Source organism: Pseudarthrobacter kochi (assembly GCF_055412805.1).
The window spans coordinates 128,171-145,517 of the sequence record NZ_JBVAYV010000003.1; the positions used below are offsets into that span (position 1 = coordinate 128,171).

Annotated in this window: 16 protein-coding genes; 4 read left to right on the top strand and 12 right to left on the bottom strand. The window is 67.8% G+C overall.

What is annotated here, in order from left to right; all coding sequences use genetic code 11:
• Positions 1-15: 15 nt before the first annotated feature.
• From ACZY0Y_RS02780 to ACZY0Y_RS02810, 7 genes are all read right to left on the bottom strand, one after another.
• The gene (locus ACZY0Y_RS02780; protein ID WP_463956723.1) at positions 16-810 is read right to left on the bottom strand and encodes a sulfite exporter TauE/SafE family protein; all 795 of its coding nucleotides are present in this window, start codon (positions 808-810) and stop codon (positions 16-18) included.
• 19 nt (positions 811-829) lie between these two features.
• Entirely contained in the window at positions 830-2,641 is a 1,812-nt protein-coding gene (locus ACZY0Y_RS02785; protein ID WP_463880422.1) for a proline--tRNA ligase, read from the bottom strand.
• 427 nt (positions 2,642-3,068) lie between these two features.
• Positions 3,069-3,956 (bottom strand): GNAT family N-acetyltransferase, encoded by an 888-nt coding sequence (locus tag ACZY0Y_RS02790; RefSeq protein ID WP_160669115.1) that lies wholly within the window; start codon positions 3,954-3,956, stop codon positions 3,069-3,071.
• Positions 3,919-5,085: a flavodoxin-dependent (E)-4-hydroxy-3-methylbut-2-enyl-diphosphate synthase gene (gene ispG, locus ACZY0Y_RS02795; RefSeq protein WP_160666795.1), complete on the bottom strand. Its 1,167-nt coding sequence runs from the start codon at positions 5,083-5,085 to the stop codon at positions 3,919-3,921. The genes ACZY0Y_RS02790 and ispG overlap by 38 nt, the downstream gene beginning before the upstream one ends.
• A gap of 38 nt (positions 5,086-5,123) precedes the next feature.
• Positions 5,124-5,417: a YciI family protein gene (locus ACZY0Y_RS02800; protein ID WP_463880419.1), complete on the bottom strand. Its 294-nt coding sequence runs from the start codon at positions 5,415-5,417 to the stop codon at positions 5,124-5,126.
• Positions 5,418-5,512: 95 nt separating this feature from the next.
• The gene (locus ACZY0Y_RS02805; protein WP_463956725.1) at positions 5,513-6,010 is read right to left on the bottom strand and encodes a hypothetical protein; all 498 of its coding nucleotides are present in this window, start codon (positions 6,008-6,010) and stop codon (positions 5,513-5,515) included.
• Positions 6,007-6,738, bottom strand: a complete 732-nt coding sequence (locus ACZY0Y_RS02810; RefSeq protein WP_463956726.1) for a MarR family transcriptional regulator — start codon at positions 6,736-6,738, stop codon at positions 6,007-6,009. The genes ACZY0Y_RS02805 and ACZY0Y_RS02810 overlap by 4 nt, the downstream gene beginning before the upstream one ends.
• Positions 6,739-7,162: 424 nt before the next feature.
• On the opposite strand from ACZY0Y_RS02810, the gene ACZY0Y_RS02815 reads away from it, so the two are divergent.
• Entirely contained in the window at positions 7,163-7,435 is a 273-nt protein-coding gene (locus tag ACZY0Y_RS02815; protein WP_463956728.1) for a hypothetical protein, read from the top strand.
• On the opposite strand, the gene ACZY0Y_RS02820 is transcribed toward ACZY0Y_RS02815, so the two are convergent.
• Together ACZY0Y_RS02820 and dxr are read right to left on the bottom strand one after the other, a co-directional pair.
• Positions 7,419-8,750 (bottom strand): M50 family metallopeptidase, encoded by a 1,332-nt coding sequence (locus ACZY0Y_RS02820; RefSeq protein ID WP_463956729.1) that lies wholly within the window; start codon positions 8,748-8,750, stop codon positions 7,419-7,421. The two genes, ACZY0Y_RS02815 and ACZY0Y_RS02820, sit on opposite strands and share 17 nt — an antisense overlap.
• Positions 8,751-8,768: 18 nt before the next feature.
• A complete protein-coding gene (dxr, locus tag ACZY0Y_RS02825) occupies positions 8,769-9,953 on the bottom strand; it encodes a 1-deoxy-D-xylulose-5-phosphate reductoisomerase (protein WP_463956730.1) in 1,185 nt (394 codons plus the stop codon).
• 135 nt (positions 9,954-10,088) lie between these two features.
• Here dxr and ACZY0Y_RS02830 point away from each other — a divergent pair, with 135 nt between their 5' ends.
• Positions 10,089-11,597 carry a lipase maturation factor family protein gene (locus ACZY0Y_RS02830; RefSeq protein ID WP_463956731.1) on the top strand — a complete coding sequence of 503 codons (1,509 nt, stop codon included), beginning with the start codon at positions 10,089-10,091 and terminating at the stop codon, positions 11,595-11,597.
• Between the two features lie 36 nt (positions 11,598-11,633).
• Here the strand turns inward: ACZY0Y_RS02830 and ACZY0Y_RS02835 are convergent, their stop codons facing one another.
• From ACZY0Y_RS02835 to ACZY0Y_RS02845, 3 genes are read right to left on the bottom strand one after another with little or no spacing between them, the layout of a single operon-like run.
• Entirely contained in the window at positions 11,634-13,166 is a 1,533-nt protein-coding gene (locus tag ACZY0Y_RS02835) for a tripartite tricarboxylate transporter permease (RefSeq protein WP_463880402.1), read from the bottom strand.
• Complete coding sequence (locus tag ACZY0Y_RS02840; RefSeq protein WP_463880400.1) at positions 13,159-13,668, bottom strand: tripartite tricarboxylate transporter TctB family protein; 510 nt, start codon at positions 13,666-13,668, stop codon at positions 13,159-13,161. Before ACZY0Y_RS02840 ends, ACZY0Y_RS02835 begins: the two co-directional genes overlap by 8 nt.
• A gap of 14 nt (positions 13,669-13,682) precedes the next feature.
• On the bottom strand, positions 13,683-14,714 hold the full coding sequence (locus ACZY0Y_RS02845; RefSeq protein ID WP_463956732.1) for a Bug family tripartite tricarboxylate transporter substrate binding protein: 1,032 nt from the start codon (positions 14,712-14,714) through the stop codon (positions 13,683-13,685).
• Between the two features lie 172 nt (positions 14,715-14,886).
• Between ACZY0Y_RS02845 and ACZY0Y_RS02850 the strand changes: the two genes are divergently transcribed.
• Together ACZY0Y_RS02850 and ACZY0Y_RS02855 are read left to right on the top strand one after the other, a co-directional pair.
• On the top strand, positions 14,887-16,467 hold the full coding sequence (locus ACZY0Y_RS02850; RefSeq protein ID WP_463956733.1) for an ATP-binding protein: 1,581 nt from the start codon (positions 14,887-14,889) through the stop codon (positions 16,465-16,467).
• Complete coding sequence (locus ACZY0Y_RS02855) at positions 16,464-17,186, top strand: response regulator (protein ID WP_463956734.1); 723 nt, start codon at positions 16,464-16,466, stop codon at positions 17,184-17,186. Before ACZY0Y_RS02850 ends, ACZY0Y_RS02855 begins: the two co-directional genes overlap by 4 nt.
• The last annotated feature ends 161 nt before the right edge of the window (positions 17,187-17,347 follow it).

Below are 17,347 nucleotides of genomic sequence, written 5' to 3' on the forward strand. Positions count from 1 at the left end.
GCCGGGGCGCTGATGCTACGCGATGCTGTCCTGCCAGATGTCGGAGCCGAGCTTGATGATGAGCGCCCCCACGACGGCGAGGAACACAATGCGGATGAACTTGTTTCCCTGTTTGACGGCCGTCCGGGCGCCCAGGTACCCGCCGGCCATGTTCGCCAGGCCCAGGACGAGCCCGAGACCCCACAGCACGGCGCCGTGCGGCACGAAGAACAGCAGGGCGCCGGCGTTGGTGGCCATGTTCACGATCTTGGCCTTGGCGCTTGCTTCGAGAAAGGCGTAGCCCATCGCGGAGACCAGCGCGATGATCAGGAATGATCCGGTGCCGGGGCCGATCAGGCCGTCATAGAAGCCGATCACGCCGCCGATCAGGCACGCCAGCACATAGTGCCGGTGCCCGCTGTGCCGCAGCCTGGTCAGTTCCCCCACGTTGGGGCGGAAAGCGGTGAAGAGCGCGACGGCGACGAGCGCCACCACGATGATGGGCTTGAACACGCTCGCCGGGAGGTTCGCGGCGAGTACTGCGCCGCCGAGGCTGCCGGCCATGGCGATCACCGCCATGGGCAGCGCCGTGCGCAGGTCCGGCCGCACCCTGCCGTAGTACGTGACGGCACTGGTCGTGGTGCCGAAGATGGAGCCCATCTTGTTGGTGGCCAGCGCCTGCACCGGGCTGATGCCCGGCACCAGCAGCATGGCCGGGAGCTGGATCAATCCCCCGCCCCCGACGACGGCATCGACCCAGCCCGCGGCGAAGCCGGCGACCACGATCAGGATGAGAGTACTGAGCTCGATCGACTCGAGTCCGGAAACCACGCCTGCCTAGTTCAGCTGGTCAGCTGTTGCGCACGGCGTTGACGACGTAATCGACGGCCTTGTCCACGGCGATGTTCTCGGCGTTGCCGCTGCGGCGGTCCTTGATCTCGACGACGCCGTCCACCAGCCCGCGTCCGACGGCGAGGATGGTCGGCACACCGACGAGTTCGGCGTCGCCGAACTTCACGCCCGGGGACACCTTGGGACGGTCGTCGTAGATCACTTCGAGGCCGGCCGCTTCCAGGTCAAGGGCCAGCTTCTCCGCGGCGGCGAAGATCTCCTCGCCGCGGCCAACGGCCACCACGTGGACATCGGCCGGCGCGACGGCGCGCGGCCAGATGAGGCCCTTGTCGTCGTGGTTGGATTCGGCCAGGGCCGCGACCGCGCGGGTGACGCCGACGCCGTACGAACCCATGGTGACCACAACCTGCTTGCCGTTCTGGTCCAGGACCTTGAGGTCCATGGCTGCGGCGTACTTGCGGCCGAGCTGGAAGATGTGGCCCATTTCGATGCCACGGGCGGTTTCCAGGGGGCCTGAGCCGTCGGGGGCCTCGTCGCCGGCGCGCACCTCGGTGCACTCGATGACGCCGTCCCAGCCGAAGTCGCGTCCGGCGACCAGGCCGAAGACGTGCTTGCCGGCCTCGTTGGCGCCGGTGACCCAGGCGGAGCCCCGGACAACCCGGGGATCCACGAGGTACAGCAGTTTGGCGGCGCCCTCGGTGCCCAGCAGGGGCGCGTCCAGGGACAGGCCGGGGCCAAGGTAGCCCTTGACGATGAGGGGCTGCTTCTTGAGGTCTTCCTCGTTGGCGGCCTCGATCGTGATTTCGCCGCCGATCGGCAGGAAGGACCCGATGTTCGCTTCCACACGCTTGAGGTCGACGCCGCGGTCGCCGGGCAGGCCAATGACGACGATCTGGCGTTCGCCGGTCGGGAGGGTGACGGCGAGAACGACGTTCTTGAGGGTGTCGGCGGCCGTCCAGGCGCCGCCGTCGGCCCCGCTGCGGGGCGCCAGGGCGTTGGCGGCGTCCACGAGGGTCTCGATGGTGGGGGTGTCCGGGGTGTCCCGGACCTCTGCGGCGGGAGCGTTGCTGAAGTCGATGTCCGCGGGGACGACGGTGGTGACGGCCTCGACATTGGCCGCGTAGCCGCCGGCGGAGCGGACGAACGTGTCCTCGCCGATCTCGGTAGGGTGCAGGAATTCCTCGCTCTTGGACCCGCCCATGGCGCCGGCCGTGGCTGCCACCGGGATGACCTCGAGGCCGAGGCGCGCGAAGATCTTCAGGTAGGCGCCGCGGTGCGCGGCGTAGCTGGCGTCCAGGCCGGCGTCGTCGACGTCGAAGGAGTAGGAGTCCTTCATGATGAACTCGCGGCCGCGCAGCAGCCCGGCCCGGGGGCGTGCCTCGTCGCGGTACTTGTTCTGGATCTGGTAGATGCTCAGCGGCAGGTCCTTGTACGAGGAATACAGGTCCTTGACCAGCAGGGTGAACATTTCCTCGTGCGTGGGGGCCAGCAGGTAGTCGTTGCCCTTGCGGTCCTTGAGCCGGAAAATCCCGTCGCCGTACTCGGTCCAGCGGTTCGTGGCTTCGTAGGGCTCCTTGGGCAGCAGGGCCGGGAAATGCACTTCCTGGGCGCCGATAGCGGACATTTCCTCGCGGATGACCGCCTCCACCTTGCGCAGCACGCTCAGGCCCAGCGGAAGCCACGTGTAGATGCCCGGGGCAGCCCGGCGGATATACCCGGCACGGACCAGCAGCCGGTGGCTGGCCACTTCGGCGTCGGCGGGATCTTCACGCAGGGTGCGCAGGAACAGCTTGGAGAGTCGAAGGACCACTGGGTATCTATCCGTTTCTGGGAAGGTGCGGGGCAAAGCAGCGAAGCTGTGAGTCAGTTGGAGAATCAGCTGGACCGGCAAAACCGGCCCACAAGTCCAGGTACTAATCTACCGTCAGCCCGGACGCAGAAGAGCCACGCCATAACTGACGGAAGCCCCTGGCCGTTCCCGGCTGGTCATCCTGTCATGGCGTGGCTCTGCGGCCCCCAGATCCGCCAAAGTTCCGGCTGAGGGCTTCTGGTGTTGCCCTCAAGGGCGTCTGCATCCCGGCAACCGCACCCGTGGAAACACGTGCCCATGCGACACGGCTAGATCGAATTTATGTGACACAGGGCACGAAAACAAGAGTCCCGATTCAGATATTTTGCTGTGATGCCAGTGTTACGGCTGGGGGTAGAAGACCACTGCAGTTATGAAAGTGCAGAAATCAGAAGAGAACAGTGGCGAACGTGCCCACCTGGCGGAAGCCCACGCGCTCGTAGGTGGCGCGGGCCCGGGTGTTGAAATTGTTGACGTACAGGCTGGTGACCGGGGCAAGGGTCTGGGCCAGCACGACGGCGGCTGCCATGTAGCCTGCACTGAGGCCCTGGCCGCGGAACTCCGGGTTCATCCAGACCCCCTGGACCTGCGTTACCTCCGGGGTGACGGCCCCCAGCTCGGCTTTGAAGACCACCTCGCGCTCGGGGCTCAGGTGCACCATGGAATGGCCCTCGCGGATGAGGCCCTTGACCCGGCGGCTGTAGTACTCCCGGCCGCCGAGGTAGGGCGAATATCCCACTTCCTCCTCGAACATCGCTGCGCACGCGGGCAGGATCCGGTCGAAGTCCGCCAGTTGGCCGAAACCCAGCTGTGGATTCGGGGTCACGGCGGGCGGCCCGGAAATTGTCATCAGCGGCTGGTCATCGCGGATCTCGTGGGCCGTCTGGCCGAACAGTTCCAGCCCGGCGTACAAGGCCAGGACCGTGTCGGCCGGGCCGAAGATCGAGGCGTACCGGCGGCCCGAGCGGTGCGCGGCGGCTGCCACCGCGCCGGCAAGCCCGGGGTCCAGCTGCACGGGAACCAGGTTGGCTCCGGCCCAGCAGGCGCCGAGGAGGGTACCGCCGTCGAACACGCCAAGGATGCTGGCCCCGCCGGTGGTGGGCGCCGCCGAACCGGCGGTTGCCAGGTGCGACAGGATGAAGACATTGGCGACGGCGTCCTGCCGCGCCAGGTCCACGAGCTGGGAAGTGTCCGGGCCCCCAAGGGTCCGGACTGCGACGCCGGGAGCGGCGCCGTCCTTACGAGACGCTAACCACGGGGCTACCCTTGACAGCATCTTCGCCATCGGCCTCCCCCATCTCTTCAGCGATACGCATGGCCTCTTCGATCAGTGTCTCAACAATCTGGTCCTCGGGGACAGTCTTGATGACCTGGCCCCGCACAAAGATCTGGCCCTTGCCGTTGCCCGAGGCGACACCGAGGTCGGCTTCGCGGGCTTCGCCCGGTCCGTTGACGACACATCCCATCACGGCAACGCGCAGCGGGATCTCCATGCCTTCCAGCCCTGCCGTGACCTGCTCGGCCAGCGTGTACACGTCCACCTGGGCGCGGCCGCAGGACGGGCAGGAGACGATCTCGAGCTTGCGCGGGCGCAGGTTGAGCGACTGCAGGATCTGGTTGCCGACCTTGATTTCCTCCACCGGCGGGGCGGAGAGGGAAACCCGGATGGTGTCGCCGATGCCGCGGGACAGCAGGGCACCGAAGGCCGTGGCCGACTTGATGGTGCCTTGGAAGGCCGGGCCTGCCTCGGTCACGCCAAGGTGCAGCGGCCAGTCGCCCTGTTCGGCCAGCATCTCGTAGGCGGCGACCATGATGACAGGATCGTTGTGCTTGACCGAGATCTTGAAGTCGTGGAAGCCGTGCTCCTCGAAAAGCGAGGCTTCCCAGACGGCGGATTCCACGAGGGCTTCCGGGGTGGCTTTGCCGTACTTCTTCAGGATGCCGGGCTCGAGCGAGCCCGCGTTGATGCCGATCCGGATCGAGGTGCCGTGGTCCTTGGCCGCGCGGGCGATTTCCTTGACCTGGTCATCGAACTTGCGGATGTTGCCGGGGTTCACCCGGACCGCGGCGCAACCGGCTTCGATCGCGGCAAAAACGTACTTCGGCTGGAAATGGATGTCCGCGATGACGGGGATCTGGGACTTTCGCGCGATGATCGGCAGGGCCTCGGCGTCGTCCGCGGACGGGCACGCGACGCGCACAATGTCACAGCCGGAGGCCGTGAGCTCGGCGATCTGCTGCAGCGTGGCGTTGATGTCCGTGGTGGGGGTGGTGGTCATCGACTGCACGCTGATCGGCGAATCGGAGCCGACGCCGACCGAACCCACTTTGATCTGGCGGGTCTTGCGGCGCGGCGCGAGGACGGGGGGCGGTGCTGACGGCATTCCCAGGCTGACCGAGGTCACATGGACTCCTTGTGTCGAAGTAGGTCTGGCGGGGGCGGCTAGGCGGCGTGGCCGGCCAGGAGGCCGGTCACGGGAGCCCAGGCCATGGTGCGGGTGCCGGAGATGGCACCGGCGGCGGCGAAGGGGTCCTGCTTGAGGACCTCGTTCAGGGCCCGCTCATCGGCGGCCTTGAAGATCAGCAGCGCACCGGCGCCGTCACCGTAGGGGCCGCTGGCGAGCAGCGTTCCCTCCTGGGCAAGTCCTGCGGTCCATTCGCGGTGCGCCGGGCGGGTGGCGTCGCGGGCTTCGGAGGATTCGGCATCGTATACGTACTCAACAGCAAAAACAGTCATACGGATACACTATCGCCCCACCGGCCAGGTACCCATCCGGGCACCTGGCCAGTGCGACTGGAGCGGCGTCTGGAGCGGCAGTTGGAGCGGCGTCTTCAGCCGAGGACGAGTACCTTGGCCAGGGCTGCGACGCCGGCCGCCCACAGCAGCGACGTGAGGGTGCCGATGATGAACCGCTCTGCGGCCACCGGGGTCTCCTTCAGCTCGGCAAAGCGGCCCAGGCCCTTGATCGCGACCACATAGGCGATGGCGACCGGCTCGCCGGCGAGGATTGCGAGGCAGACGGCGAGGCGTTCCAGCACGCCGATGATAGCGCCGCCGCGCAGGATGCGGACGCTGCTGACCGAGGCGGCCGCGGTGCCTGCTGCCGGGGCGGCTGTGCCCACGGTGGCCGTGGTGGTGACCGGGGTGTCACTCGCTGCCGAGGGATCAACGGTGACATCCGCCGCAGGGTCGTTCGCCGGGTCGGCGGCACCAGCGCCGGCGTCCTGCCGGTCATCGATGGTCCGGGCGAGCCGGAAGACCAGGGCCGTGACGGGCCAGCCGGCGAAACCGGCGATGAGCAGTGTCAGGGTGATCCAGAGGCCGTTCACCGGTCTCCTTCCGTGCTGTCCGGGGTGCGGGGGTCCGCGGGCTGTCCTCGGGCGTCATCGTTTCCGGAGATGACTCCGTGGGCGAAGGCCAGCAGCATTTCCGCCGCGGGCCTCGCCGCCCATTCTTCCTGCCATCCGGAGCGCAGCAGTGCACGGCTCACCGATTGTTCGGTGATTCCCAGTTCCCGGGCAGCGATTTTCTGCGTCCCGTGGGTGCCGGCGTGGCCGTGCTGCACCGAGCGCAGCACATCCACGACCTTCCACTGCGCGGCCGACCGGTCCTGGACCAGGAGTCCGATCAGGCGCAGCACTGCCTCGGCATTGGCGCAGGCGCGGGCACCGGCAGAGCCAGCGGGCGAGGGTGCCGCCTCCCCCCTGCGCAGGCCGCCGGAGACGACGGCGATTGGCACATGGGCGGCCCCGGACTTGGCCTTCTCGACGGCCACGCGTGCCGCCACGAAGGCCGGCCCGGATCCTTCCCGCGGGCTGGCCGGCAGCGGCAGGTCCACCGCCCCCACACCGATTCCCACGTACCAGCGGCCGCTGCGCAGGGCATGCAGGGCGATGTCCACGACTTCGTCGGGGCGCTGCACTACGCCTTGGACCTCGTCGCCCACGGAACGTTCGAAGCGTCCGGCTGTGGAAAGACCGGCCAGTTCCGCCAGGAGGTCCGGGACGCGGTCGACGTCGGCGCTGCTTCCCCGCTGGTCGATGGTCATCACGTACATAGCACCACCCTAAAGGGCTGATCTTAGAGAATCAATCATTTTCAACTGATTACTAAAAATAAGCCAAAATAAGCTGATATTTAGAAATCAACGCGATCCGGTTAGGCCGTGCGCTGCTCCGTGCCTCCGGCACGCAGGGCTAAGGGCCGGACAGCCGAACCGTTGACAGCTCCCCCGCGCCGGGCCAGTCTGGGGGCACAGCAACAACGACACCGCGGAGGTGGGCCGGTGGCCACACCAACGGAAGCGGCGTTCATCGCTTTCGGTCTCGGTTCCCAGTCCGTGCTCGCCGCTTTCTTCGCCGCCCGGCGCTGGCGTCCCGGGCTCGCGGACCGCCTGGGTTGGCTCGCCTACGCCGTCGGCGGGCTCGGACTTCCGCTCGGCCTCTGGTTCCTTGCCGGCGGGCAGTCCTGGCGGCCCTTATGTGGGCCCGCTCCTGCTCGGCACCTGGGCGCTCTACGGCAGCTATCTCGATCTCTGGCGCCGGGTGGAATGGCGCTCACCGCCCAGGCCGGGTCTGTTGATCCCCTACGTGGCCCTGTACTTCTGGGCACACATGTTCCTGTGGTGGCCGCTCTGGGACCTCCAGCGCCTCGCATGGTCCGTCTTTCTGGTCCTGTTTTGCGTCAACACCGCCCTGAACCTCGCCGGACATTTCCGCAGGCCGGAGGGCCGCGGCGTCAGCCGAAGAGGTTGACGGGCTTGACGATGTCCGCGTAGATCAGCAGGGCGCCCATGCCCATCAGCAGCACCGCCACCACGTAAGTGACCGGGAGCAGCTTGGCGATGTCGAACGCGCCGGGGTCCGGGCGGCCGAAGAGCTTGGCGATCCTGCGCCGCGCCCCTTCATAGAGCGCGCCGGCGACGTGGCCGCCGTCGAGCGGCAGCAGCGGAATGAGGTTGAAGACGGCCAGGGCGAAGTTGAGTCCGGCCAGCAGGCCCACCAGGGTGGCCACCCGGGACTGCATCGGCACCTGCTCCATCGCGGCGACTTCGCCGGCCACGCGCCCCACCCCGACCACGCTGATGGGTCCGTTGGGGTCGCGGGGTTCTTCGCTGAACGCCGCCTTCGCGACACCAACCACGCGCGCCGGGAGATTTACGACGACGCCGGCGATCTGCTTGATGTTCTCGCCCGCCATCGGCAGAACCGTCGACGCCGGCTGGGGCACGAGCGCAGTCTGCGCACCGATGCCCAGGAAACCGACATCCTGGTATTGGAGGGTGCCGTCGGCGCCCTTGGCCTGGCGGCCGTCGCCGCCCATCACGGGACGCGAGGAGAGGACCGGCGTGACGGCAGTGGTGACCGGGACGCCGTCGCGCTCCACCGCGATGCTGACCTGCTTGTCCGCGGAAGCGCGGATCCAGCCGGTGAGTTCGTCCCAACTGGTCACGGGTTTGCCGTCGAAGGAGGTGATGACGTCGTTGGGCAACAGGCCCGCGGCGGCGGCGGGGGTGGGCTTGCAGTCGGCGGAGTCCGGGTCCACGGTTTCGCCGGCCTTGACCTGGCACTTGGAGACGTCGGCGATCGTGGTGGTCTGGGTGGCCATGCCGAAGCCCATCAGCAGCACGGCGGTGAGCGCCAGTCCGATCAGCATGTTCATGGCCGGGCCGCCGAGCATGATGATGATCTTCTTCCAGACAGGAAGTTTGTAGAAGACGCGGTTCGCGTCGGCGGGGCCGACTTCCTCGTGGGCCAGGGAGCGGGCGTCCGAGGCGAGCGACTGGAACATTCCGGTGCTGGAGGGACGGACCGTGCCGTCCGCCTTGTTCGGCGGGTACATGCCGATCATGGAGACAAAGCCGCCCAGCGGGATGGCCTTGAAACCGTACTCGGTCTCGCCCCTCTTGCGGGACCAGAGGGTGGGCCCGAAGCCGATCATGTACTTGGTGACGCGGACCTTGAACAGCTTGGCGGGCAGCAGGTGGCCCACCTCGTGGAGGGCAATGGACACGGCGATGCCGATCGCCACAAAGACGACACCGAGGATAAAGAGGAGGACGGGACTCATACTTCGATCTGCTGCTTCCTAGACGCTTCTGACGGCTAAACGTTCGTGGGTGCGGGCGCGTGCCCACCTTTCAGCATCCAGCACGGACTCCACCGTCAGCCCGGAGGACCCTGTGTGTTCGCTGAGGACTGCTTCGATGGTATCGACGATGTCGGTGAACCTGATCCGGCCGGCATGGAAGGCCATGACGGCCTCCTCGTTCGCGGCATTGAAGACGGCCGGGTACGTGCTGCCCTGCTTGGCGGCATCCTTCGCCAGCCCGACGGCGGGGAACGCCACGGTGTCCAGCGGCTCGAACGTCCAGCTGGTGGCCCGGGTCCAGTCGCAGGCCGGGGCGGCCTTCGGCACCCGGTCCGGCCAGCCGAGGCCCAGGGCGATGGGCAGGCGCATGTCCGGCGGGGAGGCCTGGGCAATCGTGGAACCGTCGATGAACTGGACCATGGAGTGGACCACGGACTGCGGGTGGACCACGACGTCGATCTTGTCCAGAGGGATGTCGAAGAGCAGGTGCGCTTCGATCACTTCGAGGCCCTTGTTGACCAGGCTGGCGGAGTTGGTGGTGACCATCAGGCCCATATCCCAGGTGGGGTGGGCGAGTGCGTCCTGCGGGGACACATCGTGCAGCTCCCCGCGGGTCTTACCGCGGAAGGGCCCGCCGGAGGCCGTGAGGATCAGCCGGTCCACTTCGGTCGCAGTGCCGGAGCGCAGGCACTGGGCGATGGCGGAGTGTTCGGAGTCGACCGGGACGATCTGGCCTTCGCGGGCCGCGGCCTTGACCAGGGCGCCGCCGACAATCAGGGATTCCTTGTTGGCCAGGGCCAGGGTGGCACCGGATTTGAGTGCCGCGAGGGTGGGCGCCAGGCCGATGGAGCCAGTGATGCCGTTGAGCACCACGTCAGCGTCGATCTCCGCGATCCGGGTGGAGGCGTCCGGTCCGGTGATGATCTCGGGACGGTAGCCCGTCACGCCCGCCGCGGCGGCGGCGTCACCGATCAGTGTCTGGAGGTCCTTCCCATCGCCGGTGGCGGAGCCGACAGCCCGGGCCCGGGTGTGGACGGCCTGCCGGGCCAGGAGTTCGAGGTTGCCGCCGCCCGCGCTGAGCGCGACGACATCGAAAAGGTGCGGGGCGCCGTCGACGACGTCAAGCGCCTGTGTGCCGATGGAACCGGTGGACCCGAGGAGGACGATCTTGCGCGGCTGCATGGGTTAAGTATCCCGCACCGGGTTCTGTGCCCGGGCCTGGCCGTCGCGGTGGCATGTCACGGCAGTGTTGGCGCAACGCCGCCGCGAAGCGCCAACTCGATGCCCGTCTGGTACTGCAGGCGTAACGTGGTGATCGTGGAGTGGACGGCCTGGTTTGACGCGCCGGAATACGAGTTCGCCCGGCAGGTGCTGCAGCGCGGCACCGCCACGCTCTATTTTGTGGCCTTCCTGTCCTCGCTCAACCAGTTTCCTGCCCTCCTCGGCGAGCGCGGGCTGTTGCCGGTGCCGGATTTCCTGGCACGCTCCAGCCGGCCGCGCAGGCCCACCCTGTTCAGCTGGCGCTACACGGACCGGCTGCTGCGCACGGTGTGCTGGGCCGGGCTGGCAATTGCCGCCGCGATCGTCCTGGGCCTGCCCCAGCTTGGCCCGCCGTGGGTTCCCCTGCTGGCGTTCCTGGCCCTGTGGTTCTTGTACATGTCGATCGTCAATGTGGGGCAGACTTTCTACGGCTTCGGCTGGGAGATGCTGCTGCTCGAGGCCGGGTTCATTGTGGCGTTCCTCGGCTCGGACCAGACTCCCCCGCCGCGGACCGTCCTGATCCTGCTGGCCTGGCTGGTGTTCCGGCTGGAGTTCGGCGCCGGCATGATCAAGATCCGCGGCGGCCGGGAATGGCGTGACCTGACCGCCCTCTACTACCACCACGAGACCCAGCCGATGCCCGGGCCGCTCAGCCGGCAGGCGCATTTGCTGCCCAAGCCGTGGCACCGAATCGAGGTCCTGGGCAACCATTTTGCGCAGCTGGTGGTGCCCTTCTTCCTCTTCGCCCCGCAGCCGCTGGCCAGTGTGGCCGCCGGCATCATCATCTTCACGCAGCTCTGGCTGGTGGCGAGCGGGAACTTCGCCTGGCTCAACTGGATGGCCATCCTGCTCGCCTTCGCCGCAGTCAGCGACCCCGTGGCGCATGCCGTCTTCCCGGCGATCCCGCTCGACTGGCATGCTGCGTCGGCAGGGACGGCCGCAGGGACCGGGGCCGGGGCGAACGTTGTGGAGGGCGCGGCGGCCGGCAGCCAGGCGCCGGTCGTGTGGCTCGTGGTGGTCCTGCTCGCCGCCGTGCTGCTCGTGGTGCTCAGCTACCGCCCGGTCGAGAACCTGTTCTCCCGCTACCAGCTGATGAACGCCGCCTTCAACCGCTGGCAGCTGGGGAACACCTATGGTGCGTTTGGCACGGTCACGAAGCAGCGGATCGAAATCGTGGTGGAGGGGACCCTCGCCGCGGATCCCGACGACGCTGCGGACTGGCGGGAATACGGGTTCCGCGGAAAGCCCGGCGAGGTTCGCCGGATCCCGCGCCAGTGGGCGCCCTACCACCTGCGCCTGGACTGGCTGATGTGGTTCCTGCCGCTGCGCACCGTGCACGAGCAGTGGTTCTATGCCTTCCTGGCCAAACTGCTGGAGGCCGACCGGCCCACCCTGCGGCTGCTGCGGCGTGATCCGTTCGAGGGCGCCCGGCCCCGCTGGGTGCGGGCCAGCAGCTACCTGTACCGCTTCGCCACCCGGGAGGAATTCCGTGCCACCGGCCAGCGCTGGATCCGGATGCTGCTGGACGAGTCCATTCCGCCCCTGTCGCTGCCGCCCGGGGACTGAGGTGCCCGTGCCGTGGCCCGGGCACCCGACCACCTCCTAGACCGAGACTTCGTCCTTCACCGGCGCTGCCTCCAGCGAGGCCTGGCGGCGGCGGAGCCACCAGGAGCCCACAAAGATCAGGGCCATGGAGACGTAGACCACCACTGCGAACGGCGAGGAGAACAGCGCCGTGGGGTCGTTCTGGGAGAGCTGCAGCGAGCGCCGCAGCTGCACTTCGAACATCGGCCCGAGGATCATCGCCACCACCATAGGCGCCACGGGGTAGCCGTAGCGGCGCATGAAGTAGCCCAGGATGCCGACCACCAGGAGGATGCCGACGTCGGCCGCGGCGAAGTTCACCGAGAAGGCGCCCAAGGCCGCGAAGACCAGGATGCCCGCGTACAGATAGGGCCGCGGGATCTGCAGGATCTTCACCCAGAGTCCGACCAGGGGCAGGTTCAGCACGAGCAGCATCAGGTTGCCCACGTAGAGCGAGGCGATCAGGGTCCACACCAGCGCACCCTGGTTCTCGAACAGGAGCGGACCGGGCTGGATCTGGTAGCGCTGGAACGCGGTGAGCATCATGGCCGCGGTCGCCGTCGTCGGAATTCCGAGCGTCAGCAGTGGGACCAGGACGCCGGCGGCGGCGGCGTTGTTCGCCGCTTCCGGACCGGCCACGCCCTCAATGGCACCCTTGCCGAACTGTGCCTTGTTCGCGCCCTTGGCCAGTTTCCGCTCCGCCGCGTAGGACAGGAAGGTGGAGACGTCCGCGCCGCCGGCCGGCACCGTGCCGATGGGGAACCCGATGAAGGTGCCCCGCAGCCACGGTTTCCAGGACCGTTTCCAGTCCTCCTTGGACAGCCAGGCGTTCTTGCCCTTGCTGACCGGGATGACCTCGACCGGCCCGTGCCGCAGCTTCGACGCCACGTACAGGGCCTCCCCGAGGGCGAAGAGGCCCACGGCGACGAGGACCATGTCGATCCCGTCCACCAGCGTGGGGTTGTCGAAGGTGAAACGCTGTTGCGCGGTGCTGTCATCGATGCCGATCATCCCGATGAACAGCCCCAATGCCAGGGAGGCGAGACCGCGCAGCACGGAGGCGCCCAGCAGGGCACCGACGGTGAGGAATGCCACCACCATCAGTGCCACATAGTCCACGGGGCCCAGGCCCACGGCCAGTTCCGCGACGACGGGCGCCAGGAAGGACAGCAGCACCGTCGCAATGGTGCCGGCGACGAACGAGCCGATCGCCGCCGTCGCCAGTGCCGCCGCGCCCCGGCCCGACCTGGCCATTTTGTTGCCCTCAAGCGCCGTGACGATCGAGGAGGACTCGCCCGGCGTGTTGAGGAGGATGGACGTGGTGGAGCCGCCGTACATGCCGCCGTAGTAGATGCCGGCGAACACGATCAGGGCGGCCGCCGGATCCAGCGCATACGTGATGGGCATCAGCAGGGCAACGGTCATCGCCGGGCCGATGCCGGGCAGGACGCCGACAGCGGTGCCGACGAAGACGCCGCCCAGGGCGTAGAGCAGGTAGACCGGCTGCAGCGCCGTCGAGAAGCCCTCAAGAAGCATCATGAAGCTATCCATGGAAGAACGGCACCCCCTCAAGCAGGGGTCCCGGCGGCAGGGACACGCCCAGCAGACCGCCGAAGACGTACTGCAGCACGAGCGCCAGGAGCACGGAAATGATGACTGCCTTCCAGAGCGGCTTGGCCGCGAGGGACCACGCCGCCCCGCTGAACAGCACTGCCGCGGCAACGGGCCAGCCGGCCGGTTCGATCAGGAAGATGTGGAGGACCACGAAGCCCACGAGTTTCGCCAGGGCCAACCAGTCGGTCTTGGCGGTGACGTCGAGGTCTTCGCTTTCCTCGGCCTCGCCCACCTTGCCGCGGAACACCTGGGCCACGATGCCCGTGCCGACGAGCACCAGCATGGCGCACACGATGTAGGGGAAGGCCCGCGGGCCGATGCCGGTCTCCGACGGCGGGATCGGGATGGACCCCGCCGCCAGGAGGCCCGCTGCGCCCACGCTCACGAACACCAGGGCGAAGAGGATCTCCCCCGTGGGCCGTTTGGCGGGCGTGGTCACTTGGACGGACATTGTTACTTGACCAGGCCGATCTCGGTCAGCGTGGTCTTGACCTTGGCGATGTCCTCCGTGAGGAAGGTCTTGAACCCGTCGCCGGCGAGGAAGGCATCATCCCAGTTGTTCTTGGCCAGGGTCGCTTTCCAGGCTTCGGAGCTGTGCAGCTTGGTGACAACCTCGGTCAGCTTCGCCTTCTGCGCGTCATCAATGGAACCCGGTGCGACGACGCCGCGCCAGTTGGTCAGCACGACGTCGATGCCCTGGTCCTTGAGCGGTTTGACGCCCGGCAGGGCCGGGGCCTCGGACGTGCCGGAGACGGCGAGCGCCCGGACCTTGCCGGCCTTGACCTGCTCGGCGTACTCCCCCACACCGGAGATGCCGGCCTGGACCTTGTTGCCGAGCAGTGCCGCGATCGATTCGCCGCCGCCGGAGTAGCCGATGTAGTTCAGCTTGTCGGAGGCGATGCCCTGGGACTTCAGGATCTGGCCGGCCAGGATGTGGTCCGCGCCGCCGGCTGAGCCGCCGGTGATCGCGACACCCTTGCCGTTGGCCTTGATGTCATCCACGAGGTCCTGGACCGACTGGTACTTGGACGACGCCGGGACCACCAGGACCAGCGGCTCTTCGGTCAGGCGCGCAATGGGGGTGGTGTCCTCCAGCCGGGTCTTGGCGGCATTGGTTTCCACGGCCCCGACCATGACGTAGCCCATCACCATCAGCGTGTTGGCGTCCTTTTCGGTGGCCAGCTTGGCAAGGCCGTTCGTGCCGCCGCCGCCGCCGATGTTGCTGACCTGGGCCGAGGTGACGAACTTGTTGGACTGCAGGTCGGCCTGGATGGCACGGCCGGTCTGGTCCCAGCCGCCGCCCGGGTTCGCGGGAACGATGATGCTGAGCTTCTTGATCGGGTCGGCGGCCGCGCTCTGGCCTGCTGCCGCGCCGCTGGCACCGCCGGCACACGCCGACATGGCGAGGACGACGCCGGCCGCCCCGGCCGCGAGGGCGGCCCGGCGGGTGAAGTTGAACCGCGGGGAATCGAAGTGGGAGGTCATGGTTTCTCCTTGTATGAATGTGACGCACGTCATCGGAATCACTTCCCCGAGAGTAGGAGCGGCACGCGCCGGGGAACAGAATTTGGCCGTAGAGGTAGTAGTGGTCATATTGGTCACGGCCCCGGGCCCGCGTTTGGGCCGCGGGGCGGCGAGGGGATGGGAAACTTGTGACATGGTTCACAGGATTCCCTTACGCTTCCAGCTGGTCGCGCTGCAGCTTGGCATCGTGCTGGCTGTCCTGACAGCGGTGGGAGCCGTGACCATCCGGATGCAGGAGCAGCAGCTCCGGGACGCGTACAAGGGCCGGCTGATCGGGGTGGCCGAAAGCGTCGCGCGGCTGCCCTCCGTGGTGAATGCCTTCGGGACACCGCAACCGGCCCAGACCATCCAGCCCATCGCCGAAGTCATCCGGCAGGCCTCGAATGTCACCTATGTTGTGGTGACGGACCGCCACGGCGTCCGGCAGTCCCACCCGAACCCGGCGGAAATCGGCAGGCCAGTGTCCACCGACCCTTCCGTGCCCCTTTCCGGCGAGATCTATGTCGGCACCCAGACCGGGACGCTGGGTGAATCCTGGCGGGTCAAGGTTCCCATTTTCGACAACGCCGGAGCCGTGATCGGCTCGGCCTCGGTGGGTGTGCTGGAAAGCACCCTGGCCCAGGACCTCTACGAGGACCTGCCGCAACTGTTCGGCTGGCTCCTCGGCGCCGCGCTGCTCGGATCGCTCGGGGCAATGTACATCTCAAAGCTTGTGTGGCGCCGGATCTACAAGCTGGAGCCGGAGGACATCGCGGCCCTGCTCGAGACCCGCGACGCGATGCTCCACGGGCTGGGCGAGGGACTCATCGCGGTGGACGCCGAGGGGAAGGTCGCGCTGGTCAATGACGAAGCCCGACGGCTGCTGGGCGTGGGTGAGGAAATCACCGGCCGGGCGGCCAGCGAATGCCTGGAACCCGGTATCCGCCGGATGCTCACCGCAGGATCCGCCACGGAAGAACTGGTGCTCTCCGGGGAACGGATCCTGCTGGGCAAGGTCAATGCCGCCACCGTGGACGGCCGGGAAGTGGGCAAAGTCCTCATTCTTCGCGACCGCACCGAACTCCACGCAATCCTCCGCGACCGCGACGGCGCCCTGGACGTGACGCAGGCGCTGCGGGCGCAGGCCCACGAATTCGCCAATAAGCTGCACGTGATCTCGGGTCTCCTGGAGCTCGGCGAACAGGGCAAGGCCGTGGAATACCTGGGCCGGAGCCACAGCGAGGCCGCGTTCGTCAACCGCCCGCTGGCGGCAGGAATCACCGACCACGATGTCCGGGCCCTGCTGATCGCCAAATCGACGGTCTGCGCCGAGCGCGGCGTTGAGATCCTGGTGGACCCGGCCTCGGTGTGCACGCCGGACGGGACAGGCGACGTCATCACCGTCCTGGGTAACCTGATCGACAACGCGGCGGACGCCGCAGGCTACGACAGCACCATCGCCGTCAGGCTGGATGAGGCTCCCGACGGCGAACGCACCATCACGGTCGAGGACGACGGCCCCGGCGTCCCCGAGCCGGAACGGAGCGCCGTGTTCGAGGCCGGCGTCACCACCAAACAGGCCGAGGGCATCAACAGCCGCGGCTTCGGGCTGGCCCTGGTCCAGCGTGTGGCCCGGCGCCGGGCCGGCGGGGCGTCGGTAAGGCCGTCCGTGCTGGGCGGTGCCTGCTTTACGGTAATACTGAGGACAAAAGAGGCGGAACTACAAACACAATGAGCTCCATACGCACCCTCATCATTGACGATGACGTGGCAGTGGCCGGGATCCACCACGGGTTCCTGCTGGCCCGCGGCGGCTTCGACGTCGTCAGCCTGGCCCATACCGGGCAGCAGGGCCTCGACCTGGCGGCGGAGCTGCTGCCCGAGCTTGTCCTGCTGGATATCCATCTTCCGGACATGTCCGGCCTGGACGTGCTCCGGCAGCTCCGCGGCCGCCAGCAGGCGCTCGACGTCCTGGTCATCACCGCCTCGCGGGAGCTGGAAACGGTCCGCGGCGCCATGGCGGGCGGGGTACTGCACTACCTGGTGAAGCCCTTCACGTCCCAGGCCCTGAACGAACGGCTCGACGAGTACCTGCTCCTTCGCCGCGAACTCGCCGCGGGCGGGGCTGCCGGGCCGCTGGACCAGGACAGCATCGACCGGCTCGTGGCGCCGTCGCGCCGGGCAATTGTTGCGGACTTTGGGGCGGCACCAGCGCCCGGTTCGGTGGCAAGGCTGCCGAAGGGGTTGTCCAGGCCCACCCTGGACGCCGTCATCGAGGCGCTCAAATCAACCTCCGACGACGTCTCTGCCGCCGGGATGGCCCTGCAGCTCGGACTCTCGCGGGTCAGCGCGCGGCGCTACCTTGAGTATCTGGTCATCCACGGCTTCGCCCGGCTCACACCCCGCTACGGCGCGGCAGGGCGGCCGGAGAACCGGTACCTGTGGAAGCGCTGAGCATGCCCAGTTTGTCGGAGTTGCGCGGAGCATGTCCATTCGTCGCAGGCGAGCGCCGGCCAGGGTTGCGCACCTTGAGGCAACCATCTGACGCAAGTGGCCGCTACCGGGCAACCATCTGACGCAAATGGCCGCTACCGGGCACCCATCTGACGCAAATG

What these genes read in the sequence shown, in the direction of transcription:
- ACZY0Y_RS02790 (WP_160669115.1), bottom strand. Translation starts at nt 3,956, where the DNA reads ATGCTGTCAAGGGTAGCCCCGTGGTTAGCGTCTCGTAAGGACGGCGCC.
- ACZY0Y_RS02800 (WP_463880419.1), bottom strand. Translation starts at nt 5,417, where the DNA reads ATGACTGTTTTTGCTGTTGAGTACGTATACGATGCCGAATCCTCCGAA.
- ACZY0Y_RS02810 (WP_463956726.1), bottom strand. Translation starts at nt 6,738, where the DNA reads ATGTACGTGATGACCATCGACCAGCGGGGAAGCAGCGCCGACGTCGAC.
- ACZY0Y_RS02820 (WP_463956729.1), bottom strand. Translation starts at nt 8,750, where the DNA reads ATGAGTCCCGTCCTCCTCTTTATCCTCGGTGTCGTCTTTGTGGCGATC.
- dxr (WP_463956730.1), bottom strand. Translation starts at nt 9,953, where the DNA reads ATGCAGCCGCGCAAGATCGTCCTCCTCGGGTCCACCGGTTCCATCGGC.
- ACZY0Y_RS02835 (WP_463880402.1), bottom strand. Translation starts at nt 13,166, where the DNA reads ATGGATAGCTTCATGATGCTTCTTGAGGGCTTCTCGACGGCGCTGCAG.
- ACZY0Y_RS02845 (WP_463956732.1), bottom strand. Translation starts at nt 14,714, where the DNA reads ATGACCTCCCACTTCGATTCCCCGCGGTTCAACTTCACCCGCCGGGCC.
- ACZY0Y_RS02850 (WP_463956733.1), top strand. Translation starts at nt 14,887, where the DNA reads ATGGTTCACAGGATTCCCTTACGCTTCCAGCTGGTCGCGCTGCAGCTT.
- ACZY0Y_RS02855 (WP_463956734.1), top strand. Translation starts at nt 16,464, where the DNA reads ATGAGCTCCATACGCACCCTCATCATTGACGATGACGTGGCAGTGGCC.